The following is a 24,683-nucleotide window of genomic DNA, read 5'->3' on the forward strand; positions in this document are numbered from 1 at the left end:
TGGTCCGGTGAACAGGTCCAATCAGGTCGAGATTGGTAGGTCCAAAGTTGCGGGGGCGGACTTTCTTCAGCTTCGGCCGGAGGAGGCGCCGGCTGGTGGGCTCGCCGATTGGCTGGCCGGACGCTTCCGGGATGCGATCGCCGACGGGCGGCTCGCCGTCGGGAGCAGGCTGCCTGCGACCCGCCAGCTCGCGGCCGAGCTCCAGGTCTCCCGGGGTGTGGTGACCGAGGCCTACCAGCGCCTCACCGAGGACGGTCATGTCAGCGGCCGGGGCCGCGCAGGTACCGTCGTGGTGGCCGCGCCCATCGGCACCACCTCCGCTGCGTCTGGACGCGCCTTCGCCAGGCGTCCCGCGCTCGACGAGCCCGGGCTGGAGATCTTCGATGCGATGCGAGCCGTCGAGGCGCGGATCGACCTGACGCCGGGCATCCCCGATCTCGCCGCGTTTCCCCGGGCCGCCTGGCTGAAGGCGGAGCGCGCAGTACTGGCCGAGTTGTCGGCGTCAGCCTTCGGCTACGGAGACCCAGCCGGTACGCCGGCCCTGCGGCGGGCCGTCGCGAACTGGCTCGCGCGCAATCGCGGGATCAAGGCCGACCCGGCCGACCTGATCATCGTCGCCGGTGTCTCGCAGGCGATCGGGCTGGCCGCCCAGGTGCTGGGCCGGGAAGGCATCACCGAGCTGGCGGTCGAGGATCCCGGTTCGCTCGGATCGCGGCAACACCTGCAGCTGTGGGGAATGCGGACACCGCCGATCCCGGTCGATGCGGACGGTCTGCGGGTCGACGTACTGCGCGACAGTGGCGCCCCGGCCGTGATGGTGACGCCTGCGCATCAGTTTCCGACGGGCGTAGTACTGGACGGTGAACGGCGCCGGGAATTGATGCAGTGGGCAACTGATGGCGGGTTGATCCTCGAGGACGACTACGACGCGGAGCACCGGTACGACCGGCCGCCGGTGCCTGCGGTGCGGGCGATGCTCGCGGAGCACGTGATCTACATGGGCAGCGTCTCGAAGTTGCTCGCCCCAGCGTTGCGGATCGGGTGGATGCTGCCCCCACCGCAGTACCGGGAGGCGCTGGTCGGCGCGAAACGGCAGGCGGACCTCGGCAACGCGGCCCTGCCACAACTCGTCCTCGCCCACCTGATGGAGTCGGGAGAGCTGGAACGCCAGCTCCGCTACGTCCGCCGTCGGCACCGGATCCGCCGCGACGCGATGATCGAGGCCATCGGCAACCATTTGCCAGCAGCAACAGTTCACGGAGCGGCCGCTGGTCTGCACCTCACCATCACCTTCGACGAGACGGACCTGAGCGATCTCACCCTGGCCTCCGCCGCACTCGATCGGGGCGTGAAGACCCAGCCGCTGTCCTGGCATTGCCAGGACCCCCGGTCGCCGGGCCTCGTGCTCGGCTACGCCGCCCGCACCCCGACGGAGATCACGGAAGCTGTCGCGACGATCGGCGAAGCATTCTCAGCCTGCTCGGTTCGCTCGGGTGAGGAGAAATAGCAGATAGGGAGCGCCGAGGAACGCGGTGACGACTCCGACCGGAAGCGCGATGGGAGCGAAGAGTTCGCGGGCCAGCAGATCCGAGGCGACGACCAGGAGGGCACCGATGGCGCCGGCGGGCAGCAGTCCGGCGACGCGTCCGGCCAGGGTGAGCGAGACCGCCGCGATCACGGCGGTGGCAGCCCAGGCGATCGCGGCGACCACGACGCTCGATGTCTTCACAGCTCGGCCAGCTTGCGGCGGCGGACGAGGGCGATGAACAGCGGGGCGCCGATCAGGGCAGTGATGATGCCGACCTGCAGCTCGTCGGGCCGGGCGACCAGTCGGCCGACGATGTCAGCCAGCAGCAGAACGGTTGGCGCTAGAACAAGGGACCACGGAAGGATCCAGCGATAGTCGGGACCGGCCAGAGCCCTTGCCACGTGAGGGACCGCGAGTCCGACGAAGGCGATGGGCCCGGCCATTGCGGTCGCAGTACCGGCCAGCAGTACGACGGCGAGGGCGGCCGTGACGCGGACCAGGCCGACTCTGGCTCCCAGCGTGACAGCGAGGTCGTCGCCGAGCGCCAGCTGGTTGAGCGAACGTCCCAGGGGCAGTGCCAAGAAAATGCCAACAGCAATGAAAGGAAGGGCCTGGACGATGATCGAGCTGGTTGCCATGGTCAACGAGCCGGCGACCCAGAAGCGAAACTCGTTCAGGGTGGACAGATCCAGCAAGGTGATTGCCGAGGTCATCGATCCGAGCAGCGCGGTCAGCGCAGCGCCGGCCAAGGCGAGCTTCACCGGTGTGGCGCCACCGCGACCGGCCGAGCCGACGAGGTAGACAACAACGGTCGCGATCAGTGCGCCACCCATCGCGAACCAGACATAGCCGGTCAGCGACTGGACGCCGAGCAGGCCGATCGCAGCCACGACTGCCAGTGCGGCGCCCGCGTTGACACCGAGGATGCCAGGATCAGCCAGTGGATTCCTGGTGATCCCCTGCATCACGGCGCCTGCCAGGCCGAGTGCCGCGCCGGCCAGCAGGCCTGCCGCAGTACGGGGAAAGCGTAAGTAGCGGATCACTCGGTCCTTGTCCGATCCGGTGAAGTCCGCCGCTGCGACGTAGACGTCGTGCGGGCCGAACCACTGGTTGCCTGCGACAAGCGAAAGCACCACTACGGCCAGCAACAACCCGCAGGCCGCCAGGAGACCGGCGGCCCGGCCACTCCAGGACCGAGTCACTTGACCAGGTCGGGGTGGATCAGTTTCGCGATCAGTTCGGTGGAGTTGGCGCCACGGACACCCGCCGAGTGATGGGCGAACAGCCACGGTACGACGCGCTTGTTCCGGACCGCTTTGAGATTGGCGTAGGCCGGGTTGGCCAGGATCTTCTGGACCTCCGGCTGGACCTGCGCTCGAGTCGCTGCCCGTGGCGCTGGAGACGTCGTTGAACCCGGAGAGCACGAAGTCGGGGTTCCTGGCTGAGCAGCCCAGTGCGTGCGCCAGCTCGATGGCCGGCTGGTACGCCGCGAACACCCGCTGGCGCAGCAGCAGCCAGCGTTTTCACGCGCGCCTCCAGCACCTCGTGGACGGTGTGACAGCGCTGTGGCCGGTCTCCTGGCTGACGGGTACCGCGCTCGCGGGTCTGACCTTCCCAGTCAGTGCTGACCAGTGGTCTCCGAAATGGAACAACCCACGTACATCCCGATCACAGTGGCGAGGGCCGCGCCGGCATCACACCGGCTTCCCGAACACCACGGCCCCGCCAACCTACCGGTAGAGCGAGGAGGTGGCGAGCGCGAGCTTGACCATGTCGTCCTTGTCGGCGGTGCCGGCGGGGAGGGGGACCAGCTCGACGATCTTGCCGGTCCCTACGCGGATCAGGGTGCGACCGGTGGCGGTGTCTACGTAGCCCTCGTCGCCCAAGGGGATCGAGAGGGAGGTGGCGGCCTTGCGGGTGGGGGCGATGACGGCTTCCGCATCGGCGACCCGGCGGGCAGTCGTGTAGAGCACGCGGGTCTTGGTGATCCAGCCGCAGACGATGTCGCCCACGTCGGTCTGGCCGTCGCGCCGGAGGGCCGCCTCCGCGCCCATCACCTTCGCCGCGGCCGGCGTCCCGCGCTCGCACTCCGGCCGGGTGATGAGCGGCCCGGGCTCCGGCAGCCCGTCAGCCTGCTGAGCCACCTCGTTGGCCAGTACTACGTACTTCGCCAGCGTCGCGGCCGGCCCGCTGACCTTGCGGAGCTTCCCGTCGAGCAGGAACACCACGAACCGGCTGGTCCCGAACCCACCCTGGCCGACCGTCACCGGCTTGGCCGGCTCGCCCTTGGTCGCGTCGTACGCCTTGCGGGCCGCGGCAAGGTCCGCAGGAGTCGCCGGCATGACAGACGTGCCAACCCGCAGTACGGGACCGGTTGGGCTCGTGCTGAGCCCCAGCTGGCACACGTCGTACGTCGGGAAGCCGAACTCCGCCGGGGGCGGCTTCAGCTGGATCTGCACCACCGGGACGCCCAGTGTCGTCTGCACCAGCGTCTGGTCCATCCGCACGCACAGGGTTTCCGCCACCTTGGCGGTAGGCGGCGTACTCGGCGTCGCGCTCGGTGTAGGCGTCTCAGTCGGGGTAGTGCTGATGGACACGAGTGGCGGGACACTGGGCGCGGTCTCGCCACCAGGGCCGCCACAACCGGCCAACAACGCAGTACTGCCGAGCAGAGCCACCACCGAACGAGTACGCATGATCACAGAGCCTACTTCTTGGCCCTATTCGCGGCTCTCGACGAACTCCTTGGTCTTGGCGATTGCGAAGCCCCAGGTCTGCTGGACGGTCGGCGACGGTGGGACCGAGATCTCGTCGGCATTCGTCAGTACGTCGATCAGGACCGGCCCCGGCGTCTTGAGTGCCTGCTCCACCGCACCCTCCACCTCCCCGGGCTGCTCCACCCGGAAGCCGGTCAGCCCGATCGCCTTGGCGACCTCCGCGAAGTTCGGGTTGGCCAGCTCGGTCCCGTACTCCGGCAGCCCGACCTGCTCCATCTCCAGCTTCACCATGCCGAGCCGGCCGTTGTTGAAGACCACCAGCTTCACCGGCAGCTCGTAGGACACCGCGGTGATCAGATCGCCCAGCAGCATCGACAGCCCGCCGTCACCGCAGAAGGCGACCACCTGCCGGTTGCGGTCCAGCGCCGACATCCCGAGCGCCTGCGGCATCGCGTTGGCCATCGAGCCCAGGTTGTACGAGCCGACCAGCCGCCGGTCGCCGCGCATCCGGACGAACCGCGACAGCCACACCGTCGACATCCCGGTGTCGGTGGTGAACAACGCGTCGTCGGCCGCGTGCCGGTCAACCGCGGCCGCCAGCAGCTCAGGCCGGACCCGGGCATCCGGGTTGTCCACCTTGCGCCGCAGCAGCCCCTTGGGCTTGCGGTCGAAGGCAGGGTCGGTGAACTGCTGCTGCCGCTTCCGCCAGGCGGCGTACGACGCTCTGGCCTTGTCCAGGTGACCTGTGTCGCTCTTCTGCTCCAGGAGTGGCAGCAACTGCGCCAGGGTCGGCTGCGCATGTCCGACCAGCCCGTGGTCGGCCGTCACCCGCCTACCGATGTGGTCGCCCCGCAGATCCAGCTGTACGACGGTCTTCCCTGTCGGCAGGAAGTCGCGGTACGGGAAGTCGGTCCCGACCAGGAACAGCACGTCACAGCCGTCGAAAGCCACCTTGGTCGCGTGGTTGCCGATCAGCCCGGACTGGCCGACCTCCTGCGGCAGGTTCTCCTCGAAGCGCTCCTTTGCCTTCAGTGTGAGCACCGTGGGCGCTGCCAGCGTGCTGGCGAGCTGCTGCACCTCCGTCAGCGCCTCCCGCGCCCCGATACCGACCAGCAGCGTCACCTTGTCAGCAGCGTTGAGCACAGCCGCGACCTTCTGGAGCTCCGCAGCGTCCGGCACAGTGTTCGAGGCAGGCTCCAGGAACCGCGGTACTGGCGTGTCCTTCGGTACTTCGAGGCCGCCGACGTCACCAGGGATCGACAGTACTGCGACGCCGCGCTCGGCAAGCGCCGTGTTGACCGCCTGCTCGATCAGGCCGGGCGCCTGCTCCGGAGTCGACACGGTCGCGCTGAACACGGCGACGTCCGAGAACAGCACATCGTTGTTGACCTCCTGGAAGTAGTCGCTGCCGATCTCCTCGCGCGGCACCTGACCGCAGATCGCAAGGACGGGCACCCGCGACTTGGCGGCGTCGTACAGGCCGTTGAGCAGGTGGATGGCTCCCGGGCCGACTGTCCCCATGCAGACGCCCAGCCGCCCGCTGATGGCCGCCTGGGCGCCGGCAGCGAAGGCACCAGCCTCCTCGTGCCGTACGCCGATCCACTCGATCCGGTCCTCGCGCCGGATCGCGTCGGTGACCGGGTTGAGCGCGTCACCGACGACTCCCCAGACGGAGCGGACGCCGTGCTCGGCCAGCGACTCCACCAGCAGTTCGGCAATGCTGCTCACAAGGCTCTCCTCAGGTCGACGAGTCCCCCGACCCGCCTGTACCCACCCCCGTCCGGAGATCACGTTCGCGCACGGCGTGCTCGTCGGTCCGGGCGTCGTACCGCCAGAACTCGCGCAGCCAGGCCGCCGTACCGACGACACCCACGACGCAGAGCGCTCCACCGCTGACGATCGCGAACCGGACGCTGGTCAGGTCCGCGACCAGGCCGGAGCGGGCCTGGCCGCCGAGCGGGCCGAGGGAGTAGCCGAGCATCTCGATCCCGGCCAGCCGGCCGCGCATCTCGTCCGGGATGGTCTGGTTCCAGATCACCGACCGGAACAGCACCGACACCATGTCGGCGCCGCCGGCGATCGCGAAGAAGCCGATCGCGAACCAGATGTTCGGCGCCAGCCCGGCGATGCCGACCGACGCTCCCCAGACGATCGTCGCCAGCACCACCGCCCGGCCCTGGTGGTGGACGCGTTTGGCCCAGCCGCTGGTCAGGCTGGCACACATCGCGCCGATCGCCTCGGCGCTGTAGAGCAGGCCGAGCAGCTTGGGTTCCTTGAGGATGTCCGTGGCGAACGCCGGGAACAGCACGATCGGCATGGCCATGAACATCCCGACCATGTCGACCAGGTAGGTCGCCAGCAGGTCCTTGCGGCGGTAGGCGTAGACGATGCCCTCGCCGATCCCTCGCAGGCTGGGCGGCTTGCTGTGCTCACTCGTCCTGTACGAACCGAGCCCGGCGTACAGGGCGGTCGCGATGACGAGACCGACCAGCTCGATCGCGAACGCCCAGGTCACCCCGGCCGTGCCGACCAGTACGCCGCCGAGCGCCGGCCCGGCGAGTTGGCCGATCTGCATGGTCAGCGAGGTCAGCGCCACCGCCGCGGCCATCTCCTCGTGCTTCACCACCCGCGGGAACAACGCCTCCCGGCTCGGCCGCTGCAGCGAGGTGGCGATCGCGTTGAGACCACCGCAGACGTAGATCAGCCAGACCTGCGGGTTGGCCAGCAGCGAGTTGCTCAGCATCACCGCGCAGATCAGCGCCTGGGCGACGCCGGTCGCGATCAGCATCTTGCGGCGGTCGACGTGATCGGCCAGCGCACCGCCGTACAGGCCGAAGACAACCAGCGGGACGATCGTCACCAGGCCCATCGCGCCGACCGCGAAGTTGGAACCGGTCAGCTGGTAGAGCTGGAACGGCAACGCAACGTAACCGACCATGCCGCCGAGGAAGAACACCGAGCCGGAGACCACCAGGATCCGGAAGTCGCGCGATCCCCGCCACGGCGTCAGATCGATCTTCAGCCGGGCCAGCCGGGTCCGCAGACTTGTTGCCACCGGCCCATGGTGTCAGTCGAAGTGACCCCGGATGAACCGGTTTTCCCTCTACTGTCTGCCACTGCACCTGGACTGGACCGGAACCGGCCCGCCGTCCACCGCGTCAATCAGCACGACCACCGAACAGACAGACGGAGAACCAGCATGATCTCGAGCTCGAAGGTCCGTACCCGGGCGATCGCCCTCCTCGCGGCAGGTGCCGCGGCCGCCAGTACGGCGCTGCTCGCCCCCACCGCCGCCCAGGCCGGTACGCAGACTACGCAGACTCAGACGGCCGCGGTCTCGAGCGTGCTGCTGCCGGGGCAGTACCTGAAGGCCGGCCAGTACCGCCGCTCGCAGAACGGCGTCTACACGCTCATCATGCAGACCGACGGCAACGCGGTGCTCTACAAGGGCCGGACGGCACTGTGGAGCACGCAGACGAACCGCAAGGCGTCGTCGCTGGTCATGCAGCGCGACGGCAACCTGGTGGTCATCTCCGGCCGGACGCCGGTCTGGTCCAGCGGCACGCACGGCAGCACCAACGCCTTCCTCGCCGTCCAGAACGACTCGAACCTGGTCATCTACAACGTCCGCAAGAAGCCTGTCTGGCACCGCAACATGGTGATCAGCTCGCTGTACGGCGGCCGGGCGCTGAAGGCTGGCCAGGCGCTCTACTCGTACAACCGGGTCTACCGCCTTCAGATGCAGACCGACGGCAACCTGGTGCTCGTGCGGGGCAACAAGCCGCTGTGGAGCACCAGGACGATCAGCAAGGGTGCCTTCGCCGTAATGCAGACCGATGGCAACTTCGTCGTCTACAGCGCCGCCAAGAAGCCGCTGTGGCACAGCAAGACGACCCGCCGGGGCGCCGTCCTGGTGATGCAGAACGACGGCAACCTGGTCATCATCCACGGCCGCACGCCCATCTGGGCCACCGGCACCACCGGCCGCTGACTTCAAGGAGGTCACACCCGCATGTTCAAGAGCAAGCTCCGCTCACTTGCCGCCGTCGCCACCGGCCTGGCCGCTATCGCCACCGGCGCCGCGCTGACCGCACCGGCTCAGGCCGCCACGACTGTGACCGAATCCGTTGCCCAGACCGCCGCGATCTCCAACACCCTGCTGCCCGGCCAGCGGTTGGCATCCGGCCAGTACATCCGTTCCACGGATCGCCAGTGGACCCTGGTGATGCGCCCTACCGGCAATCTGGAGTTGGTCCGGACAGGAAGCGGCAAGGTCTGGGAAACCGGTACCGCCCGCGCTGGTTCCGTCATGGTGATGGGGACGGACGGCAGCTTCAGGCTCGTCCACGGCCGGACGACGTACTGGATCGGTGGCGCGTCCGCGAGCCCGAACGCCAAGCTCGTGCTGCCGACGGACGGGCTGCTGACGATCTACAACGGGCGCGGCCGGTCCATCTGGAACTACAAGATGATCATCGGCACCATGTACCCGGGCAACCGGATCTACGCTCCGGCTCCGGGCGGGTGGGCGCCGGTCGTGCTGTTCTCCGCCAACCGGGCCTACTCGCTGCAGATGCGCGCGAGCGGTGCACTGGAGCTGATGAAGGACAACAAGACCAGGCTGTGGTCCGCGCCCTACAAGCCGTACGCCGGCTCGTGGGCCTTCCTGACCACGGACGGCACCTTCGGTGTCGCGCAGACCTGGGACACGGTGTGGACCGTCCCCACCCGCAGGTCCGGCACCGTCCTCCACCTTCGCAACGACGGCAAGCTCCTCCTGATCCACGGCCGTACCGTGGTCAGAACCCTGTACTGAGCGGCAGCAGGTTGGTGAGGTCCGTGCGTTCACCCGACGCGCGGACCTTGCCCGTCTGCCGCGCCTCCGCCCAGGTGGTGCGGCCGAGCGCCAGGTCGATCCACAGCTCGGCCGGCATCTCGATCACCGCACCCGGCGTACCGCGGGTGTGCCTCGGCCCCTCGATGCACTGCACCGCTCCGTACGGCGGGACGCGGACCTCCACCGCATGGCCCGGCGCCTTGGCGACAAGGAGCTTCAGCAACTCCTTCACCAGCAGTTTGAGTTCCGCCCGGCCGGCCTCGCCGGCGTCGTACGAGCGCAGTGCTTCGTCCATCTCCACAGGCGGCAAGGTTACGCGGTTTCGCCGACGCCCCCTTCGTACCTGATAATCAACAGGCGACTAGACGCGGAAGTGAGGTCGGGATGCTCACGCCCAGGCACCAGGCGCTGCTGGCGACACTTGCGGGGATGACCGTGGGGGTGGCCGTCTTCGGCACCGTCCTGGCCATCAACGGCAACTTCTCCGGCGGCGGCACTCCATCGAGCCAGGTGGTGAACAGTCAACCCGTCCAGACGCCGAGCAAGGGCGACGGTCTGCAGGCCGACTCGTTGCAGTTCGCCTCCGAGGCGTTCGGCGACGACAAGGCGCCCGCGACCGCGGACGTGCCAGTCGGCTGGAAGAGCACGCAGACCGGCACCAGACCGAAGTACGTCGATCCCACCGGCGTGTGGCAGGTGCGTTTCGACGTCCGCGGCAGCGACGAGTCGCCGGCCGATCTGGTCGCCGCCCGCGAGCGGAGCATCGACGAGAAGGACCTCAAGGTCATCAGCCGCGACGGCGGCACGCTGATCTACACCTACGAGGACGAGACCCGTGGCCCGCGGATGGGGCTGTCCACGTTCCGCCCCACCGCCGACGGCGAGGGCACGGTGGCCGAGATCACCGTCGGCGGCCGCCCGCAGGACGAGGCCGGCCTCCGCGCCGTCCTGCAGCGCGCCACCGAGACCCTGCAGATCTCCGGCGCCGGCGACACCCGCCCGAACTAGCTGACGGTCAGCACTTGATGTCGCCGGCCGGCGGCGTGCCCTTGAGGAGATAGGTCTCGATGGCGTCGTCGACGCACTGGTTGCCTTCGTTGTAGCCGGTGTGACCGTCACCGTCACGGGTGATCAGGACGCCGCTGTCGAGTTGCCCGGCGAGTCCGACCGCCCAGTCGTACGGCGTGGCCGGGTCGCGGGTGGTGCCGACGACGACGATCGGCTTGGCACCGGTCGCCTTGATCGTGTGCGGCTTGTCGGTGGCCTTCACCGGCCAGTTCGCGCACGGCAGCGAGCCCCAGAGCAGGAACGCGCCGAACCGCGGCGACTGGGCCTTGAACTTCGGCTCGTCGGCCTTCGCCTCGGCGACCGAGGCGATGTCCGGGCGGTCGAGGCAGTTGACCGCGTAGATCACCTCGTTCTGGTTGTTGCCGTAGCCGCGCGGCGAGCGGTCGGTGTACTCGTCGGCGAGGGCGAGCAGCCGGCCGCCCTTGCCGGCGATCCCGTCCACCACCGCGTCCTCGAGCCGCGGCCAGTAGTCCTTCACGTACAGCGGGAAGATCACGCCCAGGACGACCAGTGCCTGCGTCACCTCACGCTTGCCGTCACCGGGAAGCGGGGTCGCGTCGCTGCTGGTGATCAGCTGGTCGACCTTCGCGAGCACCTCCGCCTTCGAGCTGCCCAGCCGGCACGACCGCTGCGCGCAGTCCTCGGCGAAGGCCTCCAGCGCGGTGTCGAAGCCCTTCGCCTGGGCGATGTTGTTCTCCTCGGACGTCTTCGACGGGTCGACCGCACCGTCGAGGACGAGCCGGCCGACGTTCTTCGGGAACAGCTCGGCATAGGTCGCGCCCAGCAGGGTGCCGTAGGACATGCCGAGGTAGTAGAGCTCGGAGTCGCCGACGATGCCGCGCAGTACGTCGATGTCGCGGGCGGCGTTCTTGGTGGAGACGTGTGGCAGGAGGTCGCCGGAGCGCTGCTGGCACCCGTCGGCCAGCGCCTTGGCCTCGGTGTTCAGCGCGTCGATCTCGGCGTCATCGTCCGGGCTTCCGTCGGCGGCGATGAACTTGTCCAGCTGCTCGGTGTCGAGGCAGCGGACCGGGGTCGAGTCACCCACTCCGCGCGGGTCCCAGCCGACCACGTCGAACTTGCGCAGCAGCGGCGCGCCGAGCACGAAGCCGGCGGCTGCCGCGAACTCCTGGCCGGAAGCGCCCGGACCGCCTGGGTTGATGAACAGTGTGCCGATCTTGCCGGTCCGGTCGCGCGCGGGAACCTTGCGGGCGCGCAGCTCGATCGTCTTGCCGTCGGGCTTGCTGTAGTCGAGTGGCACGTTGATGATGGCGCACTGGTTGCCCGAACCACACCGCTGCCAGTTCGGCTGCTGCTGGTAGAACTTCTCCAGCCCCGCCGGCACTGGCCCGGCCGGCCCCTTGGGCGCAGTACTGGACTGAGTCCCAGCCGGCCCGTCAGCATCCTGAGCCCGGCTCGCCACGCCACACGCACTCACCATGAGTGCCAGGCCCACCACCACCACGGTCATCCTGCGCATCATCACAGCGAGCTGTCTCCCGTACCCTCGTCCGACCCATCCTGTACTGCGGTGTCAGTCTCGCCGTCGTTGTGGGTCAGCCGACGGCGCCGACGCGGTTTGCGCTTCCGCGGAGCGTCCTCCGCCGCCGGTTCCGGGCTGGGCTCCGGCGGTTCGGGTGGGAGGACGGGTGGGGCGTCCGGGGTGGTGGTGGGAGACGCCTCGTACTGCTGGCGAGGGGAGCAGACGTCTGCTCGGCTGCAGGCGCAGCGGCGGCCTGAGGCGGCCAGGCGGACCACCACCGTGTCGCTGGGGACGTTGTGCCCGACCACCACGCCGTCACCCGCGGGGGTTTCGACCGGCGTACCGGTGGCTGGTGCTTTGGCGTTGAACTCCTGGTAGAGCGGGTGCTCGTACTTCAGGCAGCACATCAGCCGCCCGCACGCCCCGGAGATCTTCAGCGGGTTGAGCGGCAGGTCCTGGTCCTTCGCCATCCGCACGCTGACCGGCTCGAAGTCCTTCAGGAAGGTCGCACAACACAGGTCGCGCCCACACGGCCCGATCCCGCCCTGCAGCCGTGCCTCGTCGCGGGCGCCCACCTGACGCAGCTCGATCCGGGCTCGCAGCCCGCGGGCCAGGTCGCGGACCAGTTCGCGGAAGTCCACCCGGTGCGGCGCGGAGAAGTACACGATGACCAGCTGGTCGACCTCCGGGCGGCGGTCGACGAAGTCGATGCCGACCACCTTCATCGGCAGCCCGTGCTCGCGGATCAGCCGCTTGGCGGTCAGCCGCGCGTCGGCCCGGCGCTGCCGATTCTGCTCGTCGCGCTCCAGGTCGGCCGGGGTCGCGACGCCCGCACACAGCGGCAGCCCACCGATCTCCTCGGTCACGTACTGCGGCGCCCAGACGCACTCGGCGACCTCGGGGCCGTCGTCGGTCGGGACCAGCACTTTGTCCCCGACCCGCGGTCTGTGCGGGCCGGGGTCCAGGTAGTACAGCCGTCCGTACCGCTCGAACGACACCGCCATCACCATGCCCACGGCGCCCAGACTACGTGCCTCTCAGCGTTTGCTGTCTTTGACTGTCCTGGTCAGGGCCTGGTCGTCCGGCCCGTAGGCGGCACAGACGACCAGGCGGTCGCCGCTGTCCCAGTACTCCTTGTCCGGGTACCAGTAGTCGGATCGGAGCTCCGACTTGTCCACGGTGGTGCCGACGTACTTGCCGAACTCGGCGTCGCAGCGGGCGTGCGACAGCTTGTCCACCTGGCTGTCGCCCGGGTAGGGACCGGCCTCCAGGGTGACGTTGGAGACGATCTCCCCGTCGTGCGCCTCGGTACAGCTCCGGCGGTAGACCTTGTCCTCTCCCCAACCGTCGTCGAAGCACTCCCCGACCGCCAGCGAGTCGACCGAGGTGCTGGAACCCGAGGCACTGTCGGAGTCGTCGAGACCGCCGACGATGATCGCGATCGCGATCAGCGCGACGCCGAAGGCGGTGACCAGGCCGCCGACGATGATCCCGGCAATGGCCTGTCCTTTGCCGGCCTCACCCCGCCGCTTGATCTGCACCAGCGCCGCGATCCCCAGCCCGACCCCGACCGGCGCGCTGAGCCCGATCACGAGCCCGCCCAGCCCGCAGACCAGCGCCGCGGTCGCCAGACCGTTCGTCTTGACCATCGGCGTGCCCGGATAGCCGTATCCATAGCCATACCCGTACGGCGGCGGATACTGCTGCCCGTACTGCGGCTGCTGCCCAGGTGGCTGCCAGCCGTACGGCGGCGGATTCACCGGCTCCGGCGGACGCCCGTATGTCGGGAACGCGCGTGGCGTGTCCTGCGGCCGGTTGGGATCCGGCGGCCCTTGCGGATAACTCACAGCCCTCCCCTAACGCTGGGATCCGCGCATGGACCCGGTCAGCTGCTCGCCGGGTTTCCCGACCATGCACAAGACGTTGCCATCAGCAACCGCTTGATCCTCCAGCACGACGTAGTACATGTCCAGTTCCGACCGCTCGTACGGCTTGCCGATGAACGCCTCGAAGGCGGTCGCGCACTGCTGGGTCGCGACCACGCCCTTCTGGTCCGCCGACAGCCCGGTCAGCATCGCACGGACCTTGGCGTACGCCTCACCCGAGTGCGCTGCGGCACAGTCCGCGATCTTCACCTGGCGCAGCGTGTCCACCTCCAGGTCGGCGTCGAAGCACTGCGCGACCCGGACCTGCGAGATCGTCGTGGTGCGGCCGATGCCCGCGCGCCGTTCGCCGTCCAGGTTGAGCACGGCGGCGACACCGATCGCGATCAGCCAGCACAGGCTGATCACCAGCGCGCCGACCGCCAGTCCCCGGCCGCGGGCCGCCGTCCGGCGGATTCGCGACAGCGCGATCAGCCCGAGCACCGCGGCGATCGGCACCAGCCCGGGCAGGCTGGTCGCGAAGGCCGCCACGGCCCAACGGTCCAGCCGGCGCTGCGCGGGGATCGGTACGCCGGTCAACCAGGACTCCGCCGACGGGAGCGGAGCCCGGGCAGGCTGGATCGGCGGCGGCTGGGTCAAGAAGCATCCTTCGGAAGGGTCACGCCTGGCGGGGTCGAACCCTCGCCCACCCACTCATCGGCGGCGCCTCCGCCTTCGTTACATCTCAGCCCTCGAACAGCGCGATCGTCATCGCCTCGAGCGCCAGCAGCGGTGCGACATTGCCTTCGATCGCCTCGCGGCAGCCGGTCAGCGCGTCGATCCGCCGGATCGTCTGCTCGGGGGTGGTCCGGCCTGCCAGGCGCTGGATGTCCTGGCTCAGCTCGGCGTTGATCAGCTCCGCGCCGGCGCCGGTCTGGAGGACCAGAACGTCGCGGTACAAGGCCATCAGGTCGACCAGGGACCGGTCGAGGACGTCGCGTTCCCAGCGTTTGGCGCGCGCCTTCTGCTGGTCCTCGAGCTCTTTCAGCGCGGCCCCCGCCTCGCGGGGCCGGGCGCCCTTGGTGCCGACACCGAGCGCCTGCTCGAGCTCGGCTCGTTCCTTCTCGTCGACCTTCGCCGCACTGGCCTTGGCCTCTTCCTTCGCCGCGTCGACGAGTCGCTGCGCCGCCTTCAGGCAGGCACCGATGTCGTGCAGCTCGAAAGGAACCTCCAGCACCCGGGTCCGCCGGCTCCGCACCTCGGCGTCGCGAGCCAACGCCTTGGCACGACCGATGTGCCCCTGCGCCGCCCGCGCCGCGAAACCGGACAGCTCGGGCTCGATCCCGGACTGCCGGGTCAGCATCTCCGCGACCGCGGCCACCGGCGGGGTGCGCAGTACGAGCAGGCGGCAGCGGGAACGGATCGTCGGTACGACGTCCTCGACGGTCGGAGCGCACAGCACCCAGACCGTCCGGGCCGCGGGCTCCTCGATGCTCTTCAGCAACGCGTCGGCGGCCTGCTCGGTCAGCCGGTCCGCGTCCTCGACCACCATCACCTGCCAGCGCCCCTGGGTCGGACTCATCGCAGCCCGGCGAACCAGTTCGCGGATCTCGCTGACGCGGATCGACAGCAACTCGGTACGGATCAGCGAGACGTCGGGGTGCGCGCCGTTGAGCGCAGTACGGCAGACGGCGCACTCGCCGCAGCCGTCGGTCAGGCATTGCAGGGCCGCGGCGAAGGCCCGGCCGGCGTTGGACCGGCCAGACCCAGGCGGGCCGGTGATCAGCCAGGCGTGCGTCATCCCGGCCGTCGCCGCACCACTCTCGCCACGCAACCGCGCCGACGCCCCGGCAACGGCCTTACGCAGTACGGCGACCGCGGGCTCCTGCCCGACCAGGTCATCCCAAACGGTCATGGCCCTACCTTCGGCAACATCGGGAGCAAGCGCGACCGGATCTGCTCGGCCAACTGGGCCCGGTCCTGGGTCGCGTCGAGGACGAGGTAGTGCTGCGGCTCGGCGGCCGCGAGCTCGAGGAACGCCTTGCGGACGCGCTCGTGGAAGTCCGCCGACTGCGCCTCGATCCGGTCCCGCTCCTCGAACCGGCCGAGCCCGCTCTTGGGCGGCAGGTCCAGCAGGATGGTCAGGTTGGGGCGCAGGTCGTCGGTGGCCCAGCGGTTCACGCGTTCGACGTCGGCGAGGTCCAGGTCGCGCCCGGAGCCCTGGTACGCGAGCGCGGAGTCGACGTACCGGTCGGTGATGACGACGGTGCCCGACTTCAGCGCGGGTTTGATCACCGAGTCGACGTGTTCGGCCTTGTCGGCGGCGTACAGGAGTGCCTCGGCACGGTGCGAGATGTCGCCGGTCGCGGGGTCGAGCACGATCTGGCGCAGCGTCTTGCCGAGGGGTGTGGCGCCCGGCTCGCGAGTGAGCAGGACTTCGTGGCCCTGCTCGGTCAGCCACTCGACCAGCAGCGCCGCCTGCGTCGACTTGCCCGCGCCCTCGCCGCCCTCGAGCGCGATGAAGAAGCCGGTCGTCGGGTACACCCCGGGCGTCTTGCCGAAGCTGCGGCGCAGATCCCGCCAGAACGGTACGCCGGGACGGTCGTCCATCTGCCGCCACGCGACCAGACCGATCACGCCGGCCAGTGCAGCGGCGATCAGCATCGTCATCGCGGCACCGTTGTAGCTGACCGAGCGGTCGCCGACCGACACCGTGCGCCGGCCGATCGCGCCCGCGATGAACGGCGCGATCGCGAGCGTCACGGCCAGCACGGTCCGGACCGCCGACTGGACGAACGCGAAGGTCCGCCCGCGCACGTTGTCCGGCACCTCCAGCCCGAGCAGCGTGTACCCCGAGACCCACGAGGCGCCGGCGCAGAAACCCAGCACGACCGCGATCATCGTGGCGATCTCGATCTGCTGGATCAGCGCGAGCCCGGCCAGCCCGATCCCCGAGCCAACCAGCCCGGCAGAGAACAGCCTCCGCCGCGACAGGCCGGAGAACAGCCGGGGCGCGAACCCCATGCCCAGGGCCAGACCGCCGAAGACCGCCCCGAACAGCACGCCGTAGCCCGGGTCGCCCGCGTCCAGGTCCTCGACGTACGTGCGGCCGAGGCCGATCACGACCGCACCGGCCGCGAAGGCGCCCGAGATACCGACGACGAGTCCGCGCACCACCGGCGTACCGGTGACGTAAGACCAGCCCTCGACCATCGTGCGCCACAGTGTCGGGTGTTCCTCGTGCTCGTGGCCGCCTGCCCGGCCGATCTCCGCGACCGACACGATGGCCAGCGCGGAGATGACGAAGGTCGCGGCGTTGACGTAGACGGCCAGATCGATCGAGAAGTCGCCGAGGCCGCGGGTGACGAGCGTGATCGCGGTGAAGATCGCGGCGGCCGGCAACGCCGACCCGTACGTCGTGATCAGGCTGATCTGGTTGGCGGCCTCCAGCCGGTGCCGGGGAACCAGGTTCGGCACGCTGGCGTCCTTGGCGGGCCCCCAGACGAGGCTGACGATCTCGATCAGCACGGTGGCCACCAGCACCCAGGTCAGGGTGCCGACGATCGGGATGCTGACGAAGAACGCGGCCCGGATCAGGTCGCCGAGGATCATCGTCCAGCGCCGGTCCAGCCGGTCCGCGATCCAGCCCGCGACCGGCCCCATCACCAGCGCGGGCAGGACCCGCAGGAACAGCACCCCGCCGATGGCGAAGTTGGCCGCCTGGTAGTCGTCCCCGGCGAACGCCTTCGCCATCGCGGTCAGCGCCAGCAACCCGATCCAGTCACCGAGGCTGGACAGCCCGAAGGCGATCCAGAGGCGCCGGAACGCCCGGATCCGCAACACCGCGCGCAGGTCGTGCGCCGGTGCAGGATCAGTCAGCGGGTCATACACCTCCGGCACATCCGGAAGCCTAGTCGGGCGAGCCGACAGCTTCGTACTTGCGTGCACAACGACAGGCAGTAGTCGTGGCTGTCGCCGCTGAAGAGGCGTTTCCGGTGCCCAGGACGAGCGGGTAGAGGAGCACCAGGTAACCGCCGCCGAGGGTCACAGGTCTAGGCCGGTATGGGTCGAACTGTCACCTACTGAACTTGACCGAGAGCGAGGCCGGAGCCGTCTTCAGTTGGTACTGGGTGGGAAGGACCGGGCCGCAGGAGTTGGAGCCGATGCCTGCTTGGGCCAGGTCGAGGGTGACGTAGGTGGTGTCGCCTGCGACCAGGTCCGGGGCGTGCTTCGCGTTGGCCAGGTCGGCTGTTGTCCAGTCGCGGACGGTCAGGCCGAAGAGGTCAGGCGCGGCCTCGACCCGCAGTGAGTCCAGCTGGGCCCAGCGGGTGTCGATGCGATGACCGTTCTCCTGCGGACGCACGTACGGCGTCTGCAGCTGCTCGACCGTGGCGGAGTACTTACCCACCGCAGCAGCCGCGCGGGTGTCGACGTACGCCTCACCCGGACCGGTGCCGAACCACTCGATCTGGCTGACCTTCGGCAGCTCGAACGTGATGCCGAGCCGCGGCAGTGCAGCCGGGTACTGCCCGTCAGGCTCCACCGACAGATCCAGTACTACGGAACCGTCCTGCGCATGAGTCCAGCGCCAGGTGGCGACCAGACCCCACTGGAGCGCGGGCGGCGCAGTACGGGTGACCACCTCCCAGGCTCCGTCGACCAGCCCAGCCGACACCACCCGGTGCTGGACCCGGTGGAGCCCAGCCTCAATCCAAGCCGTAGATACCCCGGGAATCACGTCGTTATCAATCGGAGCCCGCCACACATCCAACCGAAGATTCCGAACCCCCAACGACTCAACGTCAATGCCGGCAACTCCCGCGCTGACATCCTCCCCAGCATCACTCCTCGCATGCCGCGCCTCGGCTGCGCTTGCGCTAGCCGACGAGGCCGGGGCGGCTGTCCCAGCGATGTGGCGGGCGCCAGTCGGGTGGTCTAGGCGTACTTGGCCCCACGCCACTCGGTGGCCGGCCTTGGCCCAGGGGGTGGCTTCTGTGAGTTCTGCGGTGACAGTCACCCAGGTCTCGGGCTGGACGTCGACCGGAGGGAGTTCCACCGTGACGGTCTCGCCAGGAGCGATCGTGGGCACCGTCAGCGTCCCGCTGTTCACCCGCTCGCCGCCGACCTCGGTGACGATCCGGAAGGTGAGGTGGCTCGTGTCGAGCACCTCGTACCGGTTGGTGATCGTGATGCCGCTCGAATCGCCACCGATCACCAGCGGCTCGATCACCTTCACGTACTCGTGCATGCCCGGCGACGGCGTCCGGTCCGGGAACAGCAGCCCGTCGCAGACGAAGTTGCCGTCGTGGATCTCCTCGCCGAAGTCACCGCCGTACGCGTAGATCTCCTGGCCGTCGACCGTGGTCCGCAGCCCGTGGTCGATGAACTCCCAGATGAACCCGCCCTGGCAGCGCGGGTACTTCTCGAACAGCGCGCGATAGTCGGACAGCCCGCCCGGCCCGTTGCCCATCGCGTGCCCGTACTCGCACAGGATGAACGGCAGTCCCCGGTACGACGTGGGGTCCTCGCCGATCTCGGTGACCTTCTCCAGCGAGGTGTACATCTGCGAGTACACGTCCACGAACTCCGCGTGCGTGTCCCGCTCGTAGTGCACCGGCCGGGACGGGTCGCGGTCGTGGGTGAAGGCATACATCGACTTCAGGTTGTCGCCCATCCCGCACTCGTTGCCGAGCGACCAGAGCACGATGCTCGGGTGGTTCTTGTCCCGCTCGACCATCCGGCGCATCCGCTCGACCAGGTCGGCCTCCCAGCGCGGGTCCATCACCGGGTTCGGCAGTTTCGGCGGCTGCGGCTCGTACCCGAAGCCGTGCGTCTCCAGGTCGCACTCGTCCACGACGTACAGGCCGTACTGGTCGCACAGGTCGAGGAAGTGCGGGTGCGGTGGGTAGTGGCTGGTGCGGACCGCGTTGATCCCGGCCCGTTTCATGATCAGTACGTCGTCGAGCATGTCCTGCTCGGTCAGCGCCCGCCCTCGATCGGGGTGGAACTCGTGCCGGTTGACGCCACTGAAGAGCACCCGGTTGCCGTTGACGGTCAGTACGCCGTCCACGATCGCGATCGTGCGGAACCCGATCTTGAGGCGGACGTCGCCGCCGGCGGTTCGCAGTACGGCGTCGTAGAGGCGCGGGCTCTCGGCGCTCCACGGCTCGACACTCGGGACGGGCGTCTCGAAACCGGTCGGGAACTCCAGGCCCAGCTCCTCGACGACGACGGTGCCCGGGACGTCCGAGTCGACCTTCAGCGTGCCGGAGCCGTCGGCGTACGTCGCGTGCACGAACACGTCTGTCGGCGCCTGCGGGTTGAGGCCGAGCAGGTTGACCTCACGGAAGATGCCGGACAGCCACCACATGTCCTGGTCCTCGACATAGCTGCCGGCCGACCACTGGTGCACCCGGACGGCGATCTTCACCTCATTGCCCGGGGCAACCAGTTCGGTGAGGTCGAACTCGGTCGGCAGCCGGGAACCCGACGACCAGCCGATCGGCTCACCGTTGACGAACACCGCGAAGCGCGAGTCGACGCCCTCGAACCGGAGGATCACCCGGCGCCCGTCCCAGTCGGCCGGCACGGTCACGGTCCGCACGTAGTCACCGGTCGGATTGGCCGTCGGCACGTGCGGCGGATCCACCGGGAACGGGTAGTCGATGTTCGTGTACGCCGGTGCGCCGTACCCGCTCAGCTGCCAGTGACCAGGCACCACGATCGTGTCCCAGCCGGACACGTCGGGGTCCTTCAGGTCGCCCGGCGCCTCGGCCAGGCTGGGTGAGAGCCGGAAACTCCACTCCCCACTCAGCGGCACCCGGGCGGCATCATCGTCGAGCCAGGCCCGCGGGGACAGCACACCGGCGCCGGAGGCGAAGTCTTCGACATAACTGTGGTCGTAGGTCACAGGCATCGACCCTACGACCGATCTGTTCACAATTCCACACCGATGAACAGATATGGACAACATCACGAACCTCGCCTTCCTCGCGGTGCTGGCCAGGAACGCCTACCATCGCGGCCCATGAGCGCCTCTCCTACTGAGCAACCCGCCGATCTCGACCTGGTCCGCAGCTCCTACGACCGCGTCGCCGACAACTACGTGGAGATGAACGTCGGCGACATCAGGAAGTACCCCTGGCTGCGGGCCGCGGTCGACGGGTTCGCGGCCGCAGTACAGGGTCTCGGCCCGGTCCTGGACGTCGGCTGCGGTCCTGGAGCCGTCACCGGATACCTGGCCGAGCGCGGTCTGGACGTCTCCGGCGTCGACCTCTCACCCCGCATGGTCGAGCACGCCCGGCGGCTCTACCCGGATCTGAAGTTCGACGTCGCCTCGGCCACCGAGCTGAACCTGCCGGACGCGTCGTACGGCGGAATCCTCGGCTGGTGGTCGCTCTTCAACCTGCCGCGCCACATCCTTCCGCAGGTCTTCGAGACCTTCGCCCGAGCCCTGGTCCCCGGCGGCCACGTCATCATCGGCATGCACATGGGTGACCACGACATCGAACGCACCGAGGCGTACGGCGCGGTCCCAGTCTCTTGGACCACTCACCTCTGGCAGCCGGACGATCTCTGGCCGATGCTCACCAAAGCGGGTCTGACGTCAGTCGCCGAAATCACGCTCACTGAGAGCGTCGCCGGCGTACCGTCGCTGATCCTCGTGGCCCAGCGCCCAGCCGGCTAGCTCGAGCTGCTGCAGTCCTTGCAGAGGCCGACCAGAGCGACCTGCTCCGGCGCGAGATGGAAGTCCAACTCGCGCTGGAGCTTGCGGCGGACCGGGTCGAGGATGTCGCCGGCCACGTCGAGCACCGTGCCGCAGTCGCTGCAGCGAAGGTGGAGATGACGCGGGGCGAGTTCACCCGCCAGGTGGTACGTCGTACCGGCGCGGCCGAGGTGGACGTGCGTCACCAGGCCGAACTCGCCCAGTGCGTCCAGGGCCCGATAGACCGTCGCCCGGTGGATTCCCGGCCGCAACTGCTCGGCTCGTTCGCCGATCTGTTCCGCGCTCAGGTGTTCGTCGGTCGCGGCCAGTACTTCGACCACGGCGAGCCTGGCCGGAGTCACTCGCTCGCCTCGTTCGCGGAGGCGTTGCGCGGTGACCTCGGCCGGGCCCTTCGCAGTACCGGGCATTAGGCCTTCTTGGCGGTCTTCTTGGCGGTCGTCTTCTTGGCCGCGGTTTTCTTCGCAGTCGTCTTCTTGGCCGCCGTCTTCTTGGTGGCGGTCTTCTTCGCGGCCGTCTTCTTCGCGGCCTTCTTGGCGGTCTTCTTCACCGGCCCGCGGGCCCGCTTGTCGGCCAGCAGCTCGGCGGCGCGCAGCAGCGAGATCGTCTCGACCGAGTCGTCCTTGCGCAGCGTCGCGTTGGTCTCGCCATCGGTCACGTACGGACCGAAGCGGCCTTCCTTGACCACCACCGGCTGACCCGACTCCGGGTCCTCGCCGAGCTCCTTCAGCGGCGGCGCCGCGGCCCGGCGGCCACGCTGCTTCGGCTCGGAGTAGATCTTCAGCGCCTCCTCGAGAGTGATCTCGAAGAGTTGCTCCTCGGACTGCAGCGACCGGGAGTCCGTGCCCTTCTTCAGGTACGGCCCGTAGCGCCCGTTCTGCGCGGTGATCTCGTCCCCGGACTCCGGGTCCTTGCCGACCACGCGCGGCAGCGAGAGCAGCTTCATCGCGTCGTCGAGCGTGACCGTGTCCAGTGCCATCGTCGACAGCAGCGAGCCGGTCCGCGGCTTGGCGCTCTTCGGCGCGTCCTCGGGCAGCACCTCGGTCACGTACGGCCCGTAGCGACCCGCCTTCGCGACCACCTTGAGTCCGGTGTCCGGCGCGTTACCGAGTTCCAGCTCGACACCCGACGGCTGGCTCAGCAGCTCCTTGGCCCGCTCGACCGTCAACTCGTCCGGCGGCAGGTCCTCGGGCACGTTCGCCCGGGTCTCGTCCGGACCCTCGACGTACGGCCCGTACCGGCCGACGCGGACGACGATCCCGCTGTCCGGCGGGCCGACCGGGAAGGTCGACATCTCCCTGGCATCGATGTCGCCCAGATCGCTGACCATCGACTGCAGGCCTTCGATCCCGTCGTCACCGAAGTAGAACCGGCCGAGCACACCTTCGCGCTCGAGGTTCCCGGCGGCGACGTCGTCCAGCACGTCTTCCATCGAGGCCGTGAACGCGTAGTCGACCAGCCGGGTGAAGTGCTCCTCCAGCAGCCGGACGACGGCGAACGCCAGCCAGGCCGGCACCAGCGCGTTGCCCTTCTTGTACACGTAGCCACGCGCCTGGATGGTGCCCAGGATCGACGCGTACGTCGACGGCCGGCCGATCTCGCGGTCTTCCAGCTGCGCGATCAGCGTCGCCTCGGTGAAGCGCGACGGCGGCTTGGTCTCGTGCCCGGAGGCGACCACCTCAGTGGCCGGCAGGACGTCGCCCTCGGACACGTCCGGGATCTGCGTCTCGCGGTCGTCGGTCTCGGCGGACGGGTCGTCCGCGCCTTCGACGTACGCCTTCAGGAAGCCGTGGAAGGTGATCACCCGGCCGGACGAGGTGAACTCGCAGTTCTCCCCGGTCGAGGCCTTCGCGTCGATCTTGATCGAGACGCTGTTCCCGGCCGCGTCCTTCATCTGCGACGCGATCGTGCGCATCCAGATCAGCTCGTACAGCCGGTACTCCGGGCCACTCAGCCCGGTCTGGGCCGGCGTCTGGAAGACCTCGCCGGCCGGCCGGATCGCCTCGTGCGCCTCCTGGGCGTTCTTCACCTTGGAGGTGTAGACCCGCGGCTTGTCCGGCAGGTACGACGCGCCGTACAGCTCGCGGACCTGCGCCCGGGCCGCGGTGATCGCGGTGTCGGACAGCGTGACGCTGTCCGTTCGCATATAGGTGATGTTGCCGTTCTCGTACAGCCGCTGCGCGATCTGCATCGTCTGCGAGGCGGACATGTTGAGCTTGCGCCCGGCCTCCTGCTGCAGCGTGGTGGTCCGGAACGGCGCGTACGGCTTGCGGGTGTACGGCTTGGACTCGATCGAGCGGACCGTGAAGGTCGAGTCCCGCAGCGCCGCGGCCAGCGCGGTGGCGGTCGACTCGTCCAGGTGGACGGTGCTGTCGCTCTTCAGCTCGCCGTTGGAGGCGAAGTCACGGCCCTGGGCGATCCGGCGGCTGTCCACCGAGACCAGCCGGGACGGGAAGATCCGCGGCGTCTTGCCCTCGCCGGCGTCGAGCTTGGCATCCAGGTCCCAGTACGACGCGGAGCGGAACGCGATCCGCTCCCGCTCGCGGTCGACCACCATCCGGATCGCGACCGACTGGACCCGGCCCGCCGACAGCTTCGGCATGACCTTCTTCCACAGCACCGGCGAGACCTCGTAGCCGTACAGCCGGTCCAGGATCCGCCGGGCCTCCTGGGCGTCGACGAGCGCGTCGTTGATGGCGCGCGCACTGCCGACCGCGTCCTGGATCGCCTTCGGGGTGATCTCGTGGAAGACCATCCGCTTGACCGGGATCTTCGGCTTCAGCTCGTCCAGCAGGTGCCACGCGATGGCCTCGCCCTCGCGGTCCTCATCTGTGGCCAGGTAGAGCTCGTCGGCGTCCTTCAGCAGGTCCTTCAGCTTGCGGATCTGCGCCTTCTTGTCGGCCGGGACGACGTACAGCGGGTCGAAGTGGTCCTCGATGTTGACCCCGAGCCGCGCCCAGGGCAGGCCCTTGTACTTCGCCGGGATCTCGTCGGCACCCTTCGGCAGGTCCCGGATGTGGCCGAAACTCGACTCCACCACGTATCCGGCGCCCAGGAAACCGGCGATCATCCGCGCCTTCTTCGGCGACTCGACGATCACCAGTCGACGCGAACCACCAGCGGCTGCCGTCGCCGACGAGCTGCCCGATGCTTTCGTTCCTGTTGCCCCTGCCACTGCGCTCCTTGCCTGTCAACGCCATCGATGAACACTTGCGGCCGGACTACTTGTTCCCCCGAGCACAAACCGCACCGTCCGAAGACAGCGTACGGCCGACAGCAACGCATTTCTCAACGCACGGTAACCGCTCGGGGCGCCTTCAGCCTCATCAGGGTTTCAGAAAGTGGCGGAAAAACGAGTCCAGCGCATGTCGCACGAACCCCACCGAGACATCCGGATCGGCCATTGCAAGGCCGGTTCAGGTCCATTGCGTGCCGTAGGCGGCGCGGCAGCCGCGGCAGTGAGTTGAG

The 24,683-nt window shown here is 68.9% G+C and carries 20 protein-coding genes and 1 riboswitch; of the genes, 5 read left to right on the forward strand and 15 right to left on the reverse strand.

Features of this window, described 5'->3' with window-relative positions:
* Window positions 1-7: 7 nt before the first annotated feature.
* Entirely contained in the window at window positions 8-1,507 is a 1,500-nt protein-coding gene (locus AB0F51_RS06835; RefSeq protein WP_360275200.1) for a PLP-dependent aminotransferase family protein, read from the forward strand.
* Here AB0F51_RS06835 and AB0F51_RS06840 read toward each other — a convergent pair.
* The 5 genes from AB0F51_RS06840 to AB0F51_RS06860 all read right to left on the reverse strand — a co-directional run bounded on the left by AB0F51_RS06840 (window position 1,472) and on the right by AB0F51_RS06860 (window position 7,300).
* On the reverse strand, window positions 1,472-1,729 hold the full coding sequence (locus AB0F51_RS06840) for an iron chelate uptake ABC transporter family permease subunit (protein ID WP_360275202.1): 258 nt from the start codon (window positions 1,727-1,729) through the stop codon (window positions 1,472-1,474). The genes AB0F51_RS06835 and AB0F51_RS06840 overlap by 36 nt on opposite strands.
* Window positions 1,726-2,730 (reverse strand): iron chelate uptake ABC transporter family permease subunit, encoded by a 1,005-nt coding sequence (locus AB0F51_RS06845; RefSeq protein ID WP_360275205.1) that lies wholly within the window; start codon window positions 2,728-2,730, stop codon window positions 1,726-1,728. Before AB0F51_RS06845 ends, AB0F51_RS06840 begins: the two co-directional genes overlap by 4 nt.
* Before the next feature lie 347 nt (window positions 2,731-3,077).
* Window positions 3,078-3,262: riboswitch (cobalamin riboswitch) on the reverse strand.
* Window positions 3,259-4,224 (reverse strand): hypothetical protein, encoded by a 966-nt coding sequence (locus AB0F51_RS06850; protein ID WP_360275207.1) that lies wholly within the window; start codon window positions 4,222-4,224, stop codon window positions 3,259-3,261. (Overlaps the previous riboswitch by 4 nt.)
* A gap of 24 nt (window positions 4,225-4,248) precedes the next feature.
* Complete coding sequence (locus AB0F51_RS06855) at window positions 4,249-5,973, reverse strand: thiamine pyrophosphate-dependent enzyme (RefSeq protein WP_360275210.1); 1,725 nt, start codon at window positions 5,971-5,973, stop codon at window positions 4,249-4,251.
* Window positions 5,974-5,983: 10 nt separating this feature from the next.
* The gene (locus tag AB0F51_RS06860) at window positions 5,984-7,300 is read right to left on the reverse strand and encodes an MFS transporter (RefSeq protein WP_360275212.1); all 1,317 of its coding nucleotides are present in this window, start codon (window positions 7,298-7,300) and stop codon (window positions 5,984-5,986) included.
* Window positions 7,301-7,444: 144 nt separating this feature from the next.
* Between AB0F51_RS06860 and AB0F51_RS06865 the strand changes: the two genes are divergently transcribed.
* Both AB0F51_RS06865 and AB0F51_RS06870 read left to right on the forward strand, forming a co-directional pair.
* Window positions 7,445-8,236, forward strand: coding sequence for a hypothetical protein (locus tag AB0F51_RS06865; protein WP_360275214.1), 792 nt, complete (start codon window positions 7,445-7,447; stop codon window positions 8,234-8,236).
* 21 nt (window positions 8,237-8,257) lie between these two features.
* Window positions 8,258-9,061: a hypothetical protein gene (locus tag AB0F51_RS06870; RefSeq protein WP_360275217.1), complete on the forward strand. Its 804-nt coding sequence runs from the start codon at window positions 8,258-8,260 to the stop codon at window positions 9,059-9,061.
* Here the strand turns inward: AB0F51_RS06870 and AB0F51_RS06875 are convergent.
* The gene (locus AB0F51_RS06875; RefSeq protein WP_360277227.1) at window positions 9,045-9,377 is read right to left on the reverse strand and encodes a sterol carrier family protein; all 333 of its coding nucleotides are present in this window, start codon (window positions 9,375-9,377) and stop codon (window positions 9,045-9,047) included. The genes AB0F51_RS06870 and AB0F51_RS06875 overlap by 17 nt on opposite strands.
* Window positions 9,378-9,466: 89 nt before the next feature.
* Between AB0F51_RS06875 and AB0F51_RS06880 the strand changes: the two genes are divergently transcribed.
* Complete coding sequence (locus AB0F51_RS06880) at window positions 9,467-10,090, forward strand: hypothetical protein (RefSeq protein ID WP_360275220.1); 624 nt, start codon at window positions 9,467-9,469, stop codon at window positions 10,088-10,090.
* Window positions 10,091-10,097: 7 nt separating this feature from the next.
* On the opposite strand, the gene AB0F51_RS06885 is transcribed toward AB0F51_RS06880, so the two are convergent.
* From AB0F51_RS06885 to AB0F51_RS06915, 7 genes are all read right to left on the reverse strand, one after another.
* Window positions 10,098-11,618, reverse strand: a complete 1,521-nt coding sequence (locus tag AB0F51_RS06885) for an alpha/beta hydrolase (RefSeq protein WP_360275223.1) — start codon at window positions 11,616-11,618, stop codon at window positions 10,098-10,100.
* Window positions 11,619-11,629: 11 nt separating this feature from the next.
* Window positions 11,630-12,640 carry a regulatory iron-sulfur-containing complex subunit RicT gene (gene ricT / locus AB0F51_RS06890; protein WP_360277230.1) on the reverse strand — a complete coding sequence of 337 codons (1,011 nt, stop codon included), beginning with the start codon at window positions 12,638-12,640 and terminating at the stop codon, window positions 11,630-11,632.
* 27 nt (window positions 12,641-12,667) lie between these two features.
* Entirely contained in the window at window positions 12,668-13,477 is an 810-nt protein-coding gene (locus tag AB0F51_RS06895) for a DUF4190 domain-containing protein (RefSeq protein ID WP_360275225.1), read from the reverse strand.
* A 9-nt stretch (window positions 13,478-13,486) separates the two neighbouring features.
* The gene (locus AB0F51_RS06900) at window positions 13,487-14,152 is read right to left on the reverse strand and encodes a DUF4190 domain-containing protein (RefSeq protein WP_360275228.1); all 666 of its coding nucleotides are present in this window, start codon (window positions 14,150-14,152) and stop codon (window positions 13,487-13,489) included.
* Between the two features lie 85 nt (window positions 14,153-14,237).
* Complete coding sequence (locus AB0F51_RS06905; RefSeq protein WP_360275231.1) at window positions 14,238-15,407, reverse strand: DNA polymerase III subunit delta'; 1,170 nt, start codon at window positions 15,405-15,407, stop codon at window positions 14,238-14,240.
* The gene (gene tmk, locus AB0F51_RS06910; protein WP_360275234.1) at window positions 15,404-17,392 is read right to left on the reverse strand and encodes a dTMP kinase; all 1,989 of its coding nucleotides are present in this window, start codon (window positions 17,390-17,392) and stop codon (window positions 15,404-15,406) included. Before tmk ends, AB0F51_RS06905 begins: the two co-directional genes overlap by 4 nt.
* 175 nt (window positions 17,393-17,567) lie before the next feature.
* Window positions 17,568-20,408: a glycoside hydrolase family 2 TIM barrel-domain containing protein gene (locus AB0F51_RS06915; protein WP_360275237.1), complete on the reverse strand. Its 2,841-nt coding sequence runs from the start codon at window positions 20,406-20,408 to the stop codon at window positions 17,568-17,570.
* Window positions 20,409-20,519: 111 nt separating this feature from the next.
* Here AB0F51_RS06915 and AB0F51_RS06920 point away from each other — a divergent pair, with 111 nt between their 5' ends.
* Window positions 20,520-21,179: a class I SAM-dependent methyltransferase gene (locus AB0F51_RS06920; protein ID WP_360275240.1), complete on the forward strand. Its 660-nt coding sequence runs from the start codon at window positions 20,520-20,522 to the stop codon at window positions 21,177-21,179.
* Here AB0F51_RS06920 and AB0F51_RS06925 read toward each other — a convergent pair.
* Together AB0F51_RS06925 and topA are read right to left on the reverse strand one after the other, a co-directional pair.
* Entirely contained in the window at window positions 21,176-21,625 is a 450-nt protein-coding gene (locus AB0F51_RS06925; protein ID WP_360275243.1) for a Fur family transcriptional regulator, read from the reverse strand. The two genes, AB0F51_RS06920 and AB0F51_RS06925, sit on opposite strands and share 4 nt — an antisense overlap.
* Window positions 21,625-24,315: a type I DNA topoisomerase gene (gene topA, locus AB0F51_RS06930; protein WP_360277233.1), complete on the reverse strand. Its 2,691-nt coding sequence runs from the start codon at window positions 24,313-24,315 to the stop codon at window positions 21,625-21,627. Before topA ends, AB0F51_RS06925 begins: the two co-directional genes overlap by 1 nt.
* Window positions 24,316-24,683: the final 368 nt, after the last annotated feature.

This window comes from Kribbella sp. NPDC023855, from assembly GCF_040639475.1.
GTDB lineage: Bacteria > Actinomycetota > Actinomycetes > Propionibacteriales > Kribbellaceae > Kribbella.

What these genes read in the sequence shown, in the direction of transcription:
- ricT (WP_360277230.1), bottom strand. Translation starts at nt 12,640, where the DNA reads ATGGTGATGGCGGTGTCGTTCGAGCGGTACGGACGGCTGTACTACCTG.
- AB0F51_RS06880 (WP_360275220.1), top strand. Translation starts at nt 9,467, where the DNA reads ATGCTCACGCCCAGGCACCAGGCGCTGCTGGCGACACTTGCGGGGATG.
- AB0F51_RS06865 (WP_360275214.1), top strand. Translation starts at nt 7,445, where the DNA reads ATGATCTCGAGCTCGAAGGTCCGTACCCGGGCGATCGCCCTCCTCGCG.
- AB0F51_RS06925 (WP_360275243.1), bottom strand. Translation starts at nt 21,625, where the DNA reads ATGCCCGGTACTGCGAAGGGCCCGGCCGAGGTCACCGCGCAACGCCTC.
- AB0F51_RS06905 (WP_360275231.1), bottom strand. Translation starts at nt 15,407, where the DNA reads ATGACCGTTTGGGATGACCTGGTCGGGCAGGAGCCCGCGGTCGCCGTA.
- AB0F51_RS06870 (WP_360275217.1), top strand. Translation starts at nt 8,258, where the DNA reads ATGTTCAAGAGCAAGCTCCGCTCACTTGCCGCCGTCGCCACCGGCCTG.
- AB0F51_RS06885 (WP_360275223.1), bottom strand. Translation starts at nt 11,618, where the DNA reads ATGACCGTGGTGGTGGTGGGCCTGGCACTCATGGTGAGTGCGTGTGGC.
- AB0F51_RS06915 (WP_360275237.1), bottom strand. Translation starts at nt 20,408, where the DNA reads ATGCCTGTGACCTACGACCACAGTTATGTCGAAGACTTCGCCTCCGGC.
- AB0F51_RS06850 (WP_360275207.1), bottom strand. Translation starts at nt 4,224, where the DNA reads ATGCGTACTCGTTCGGTGGTGGCTCTGCTCGGCAGTACTGCGTTGTTG.
- AB0F51_RS06875 (WP_360277227.1), bottom strand. Translation starts at nt 9,377, where the DNA reads ATGGACGAAGCACTGCGCTCGTACGACGCCGGCGAGGCCGGCCGGGCG.
- AB0F51_RS06920 (WP_360275240.1), top strand. Translation starts at nt 20,520, where the DNA reads ATGAGCGCCTCTCCTACTGAGCAACCCGCCGATCTCGACCTGGTCCGC.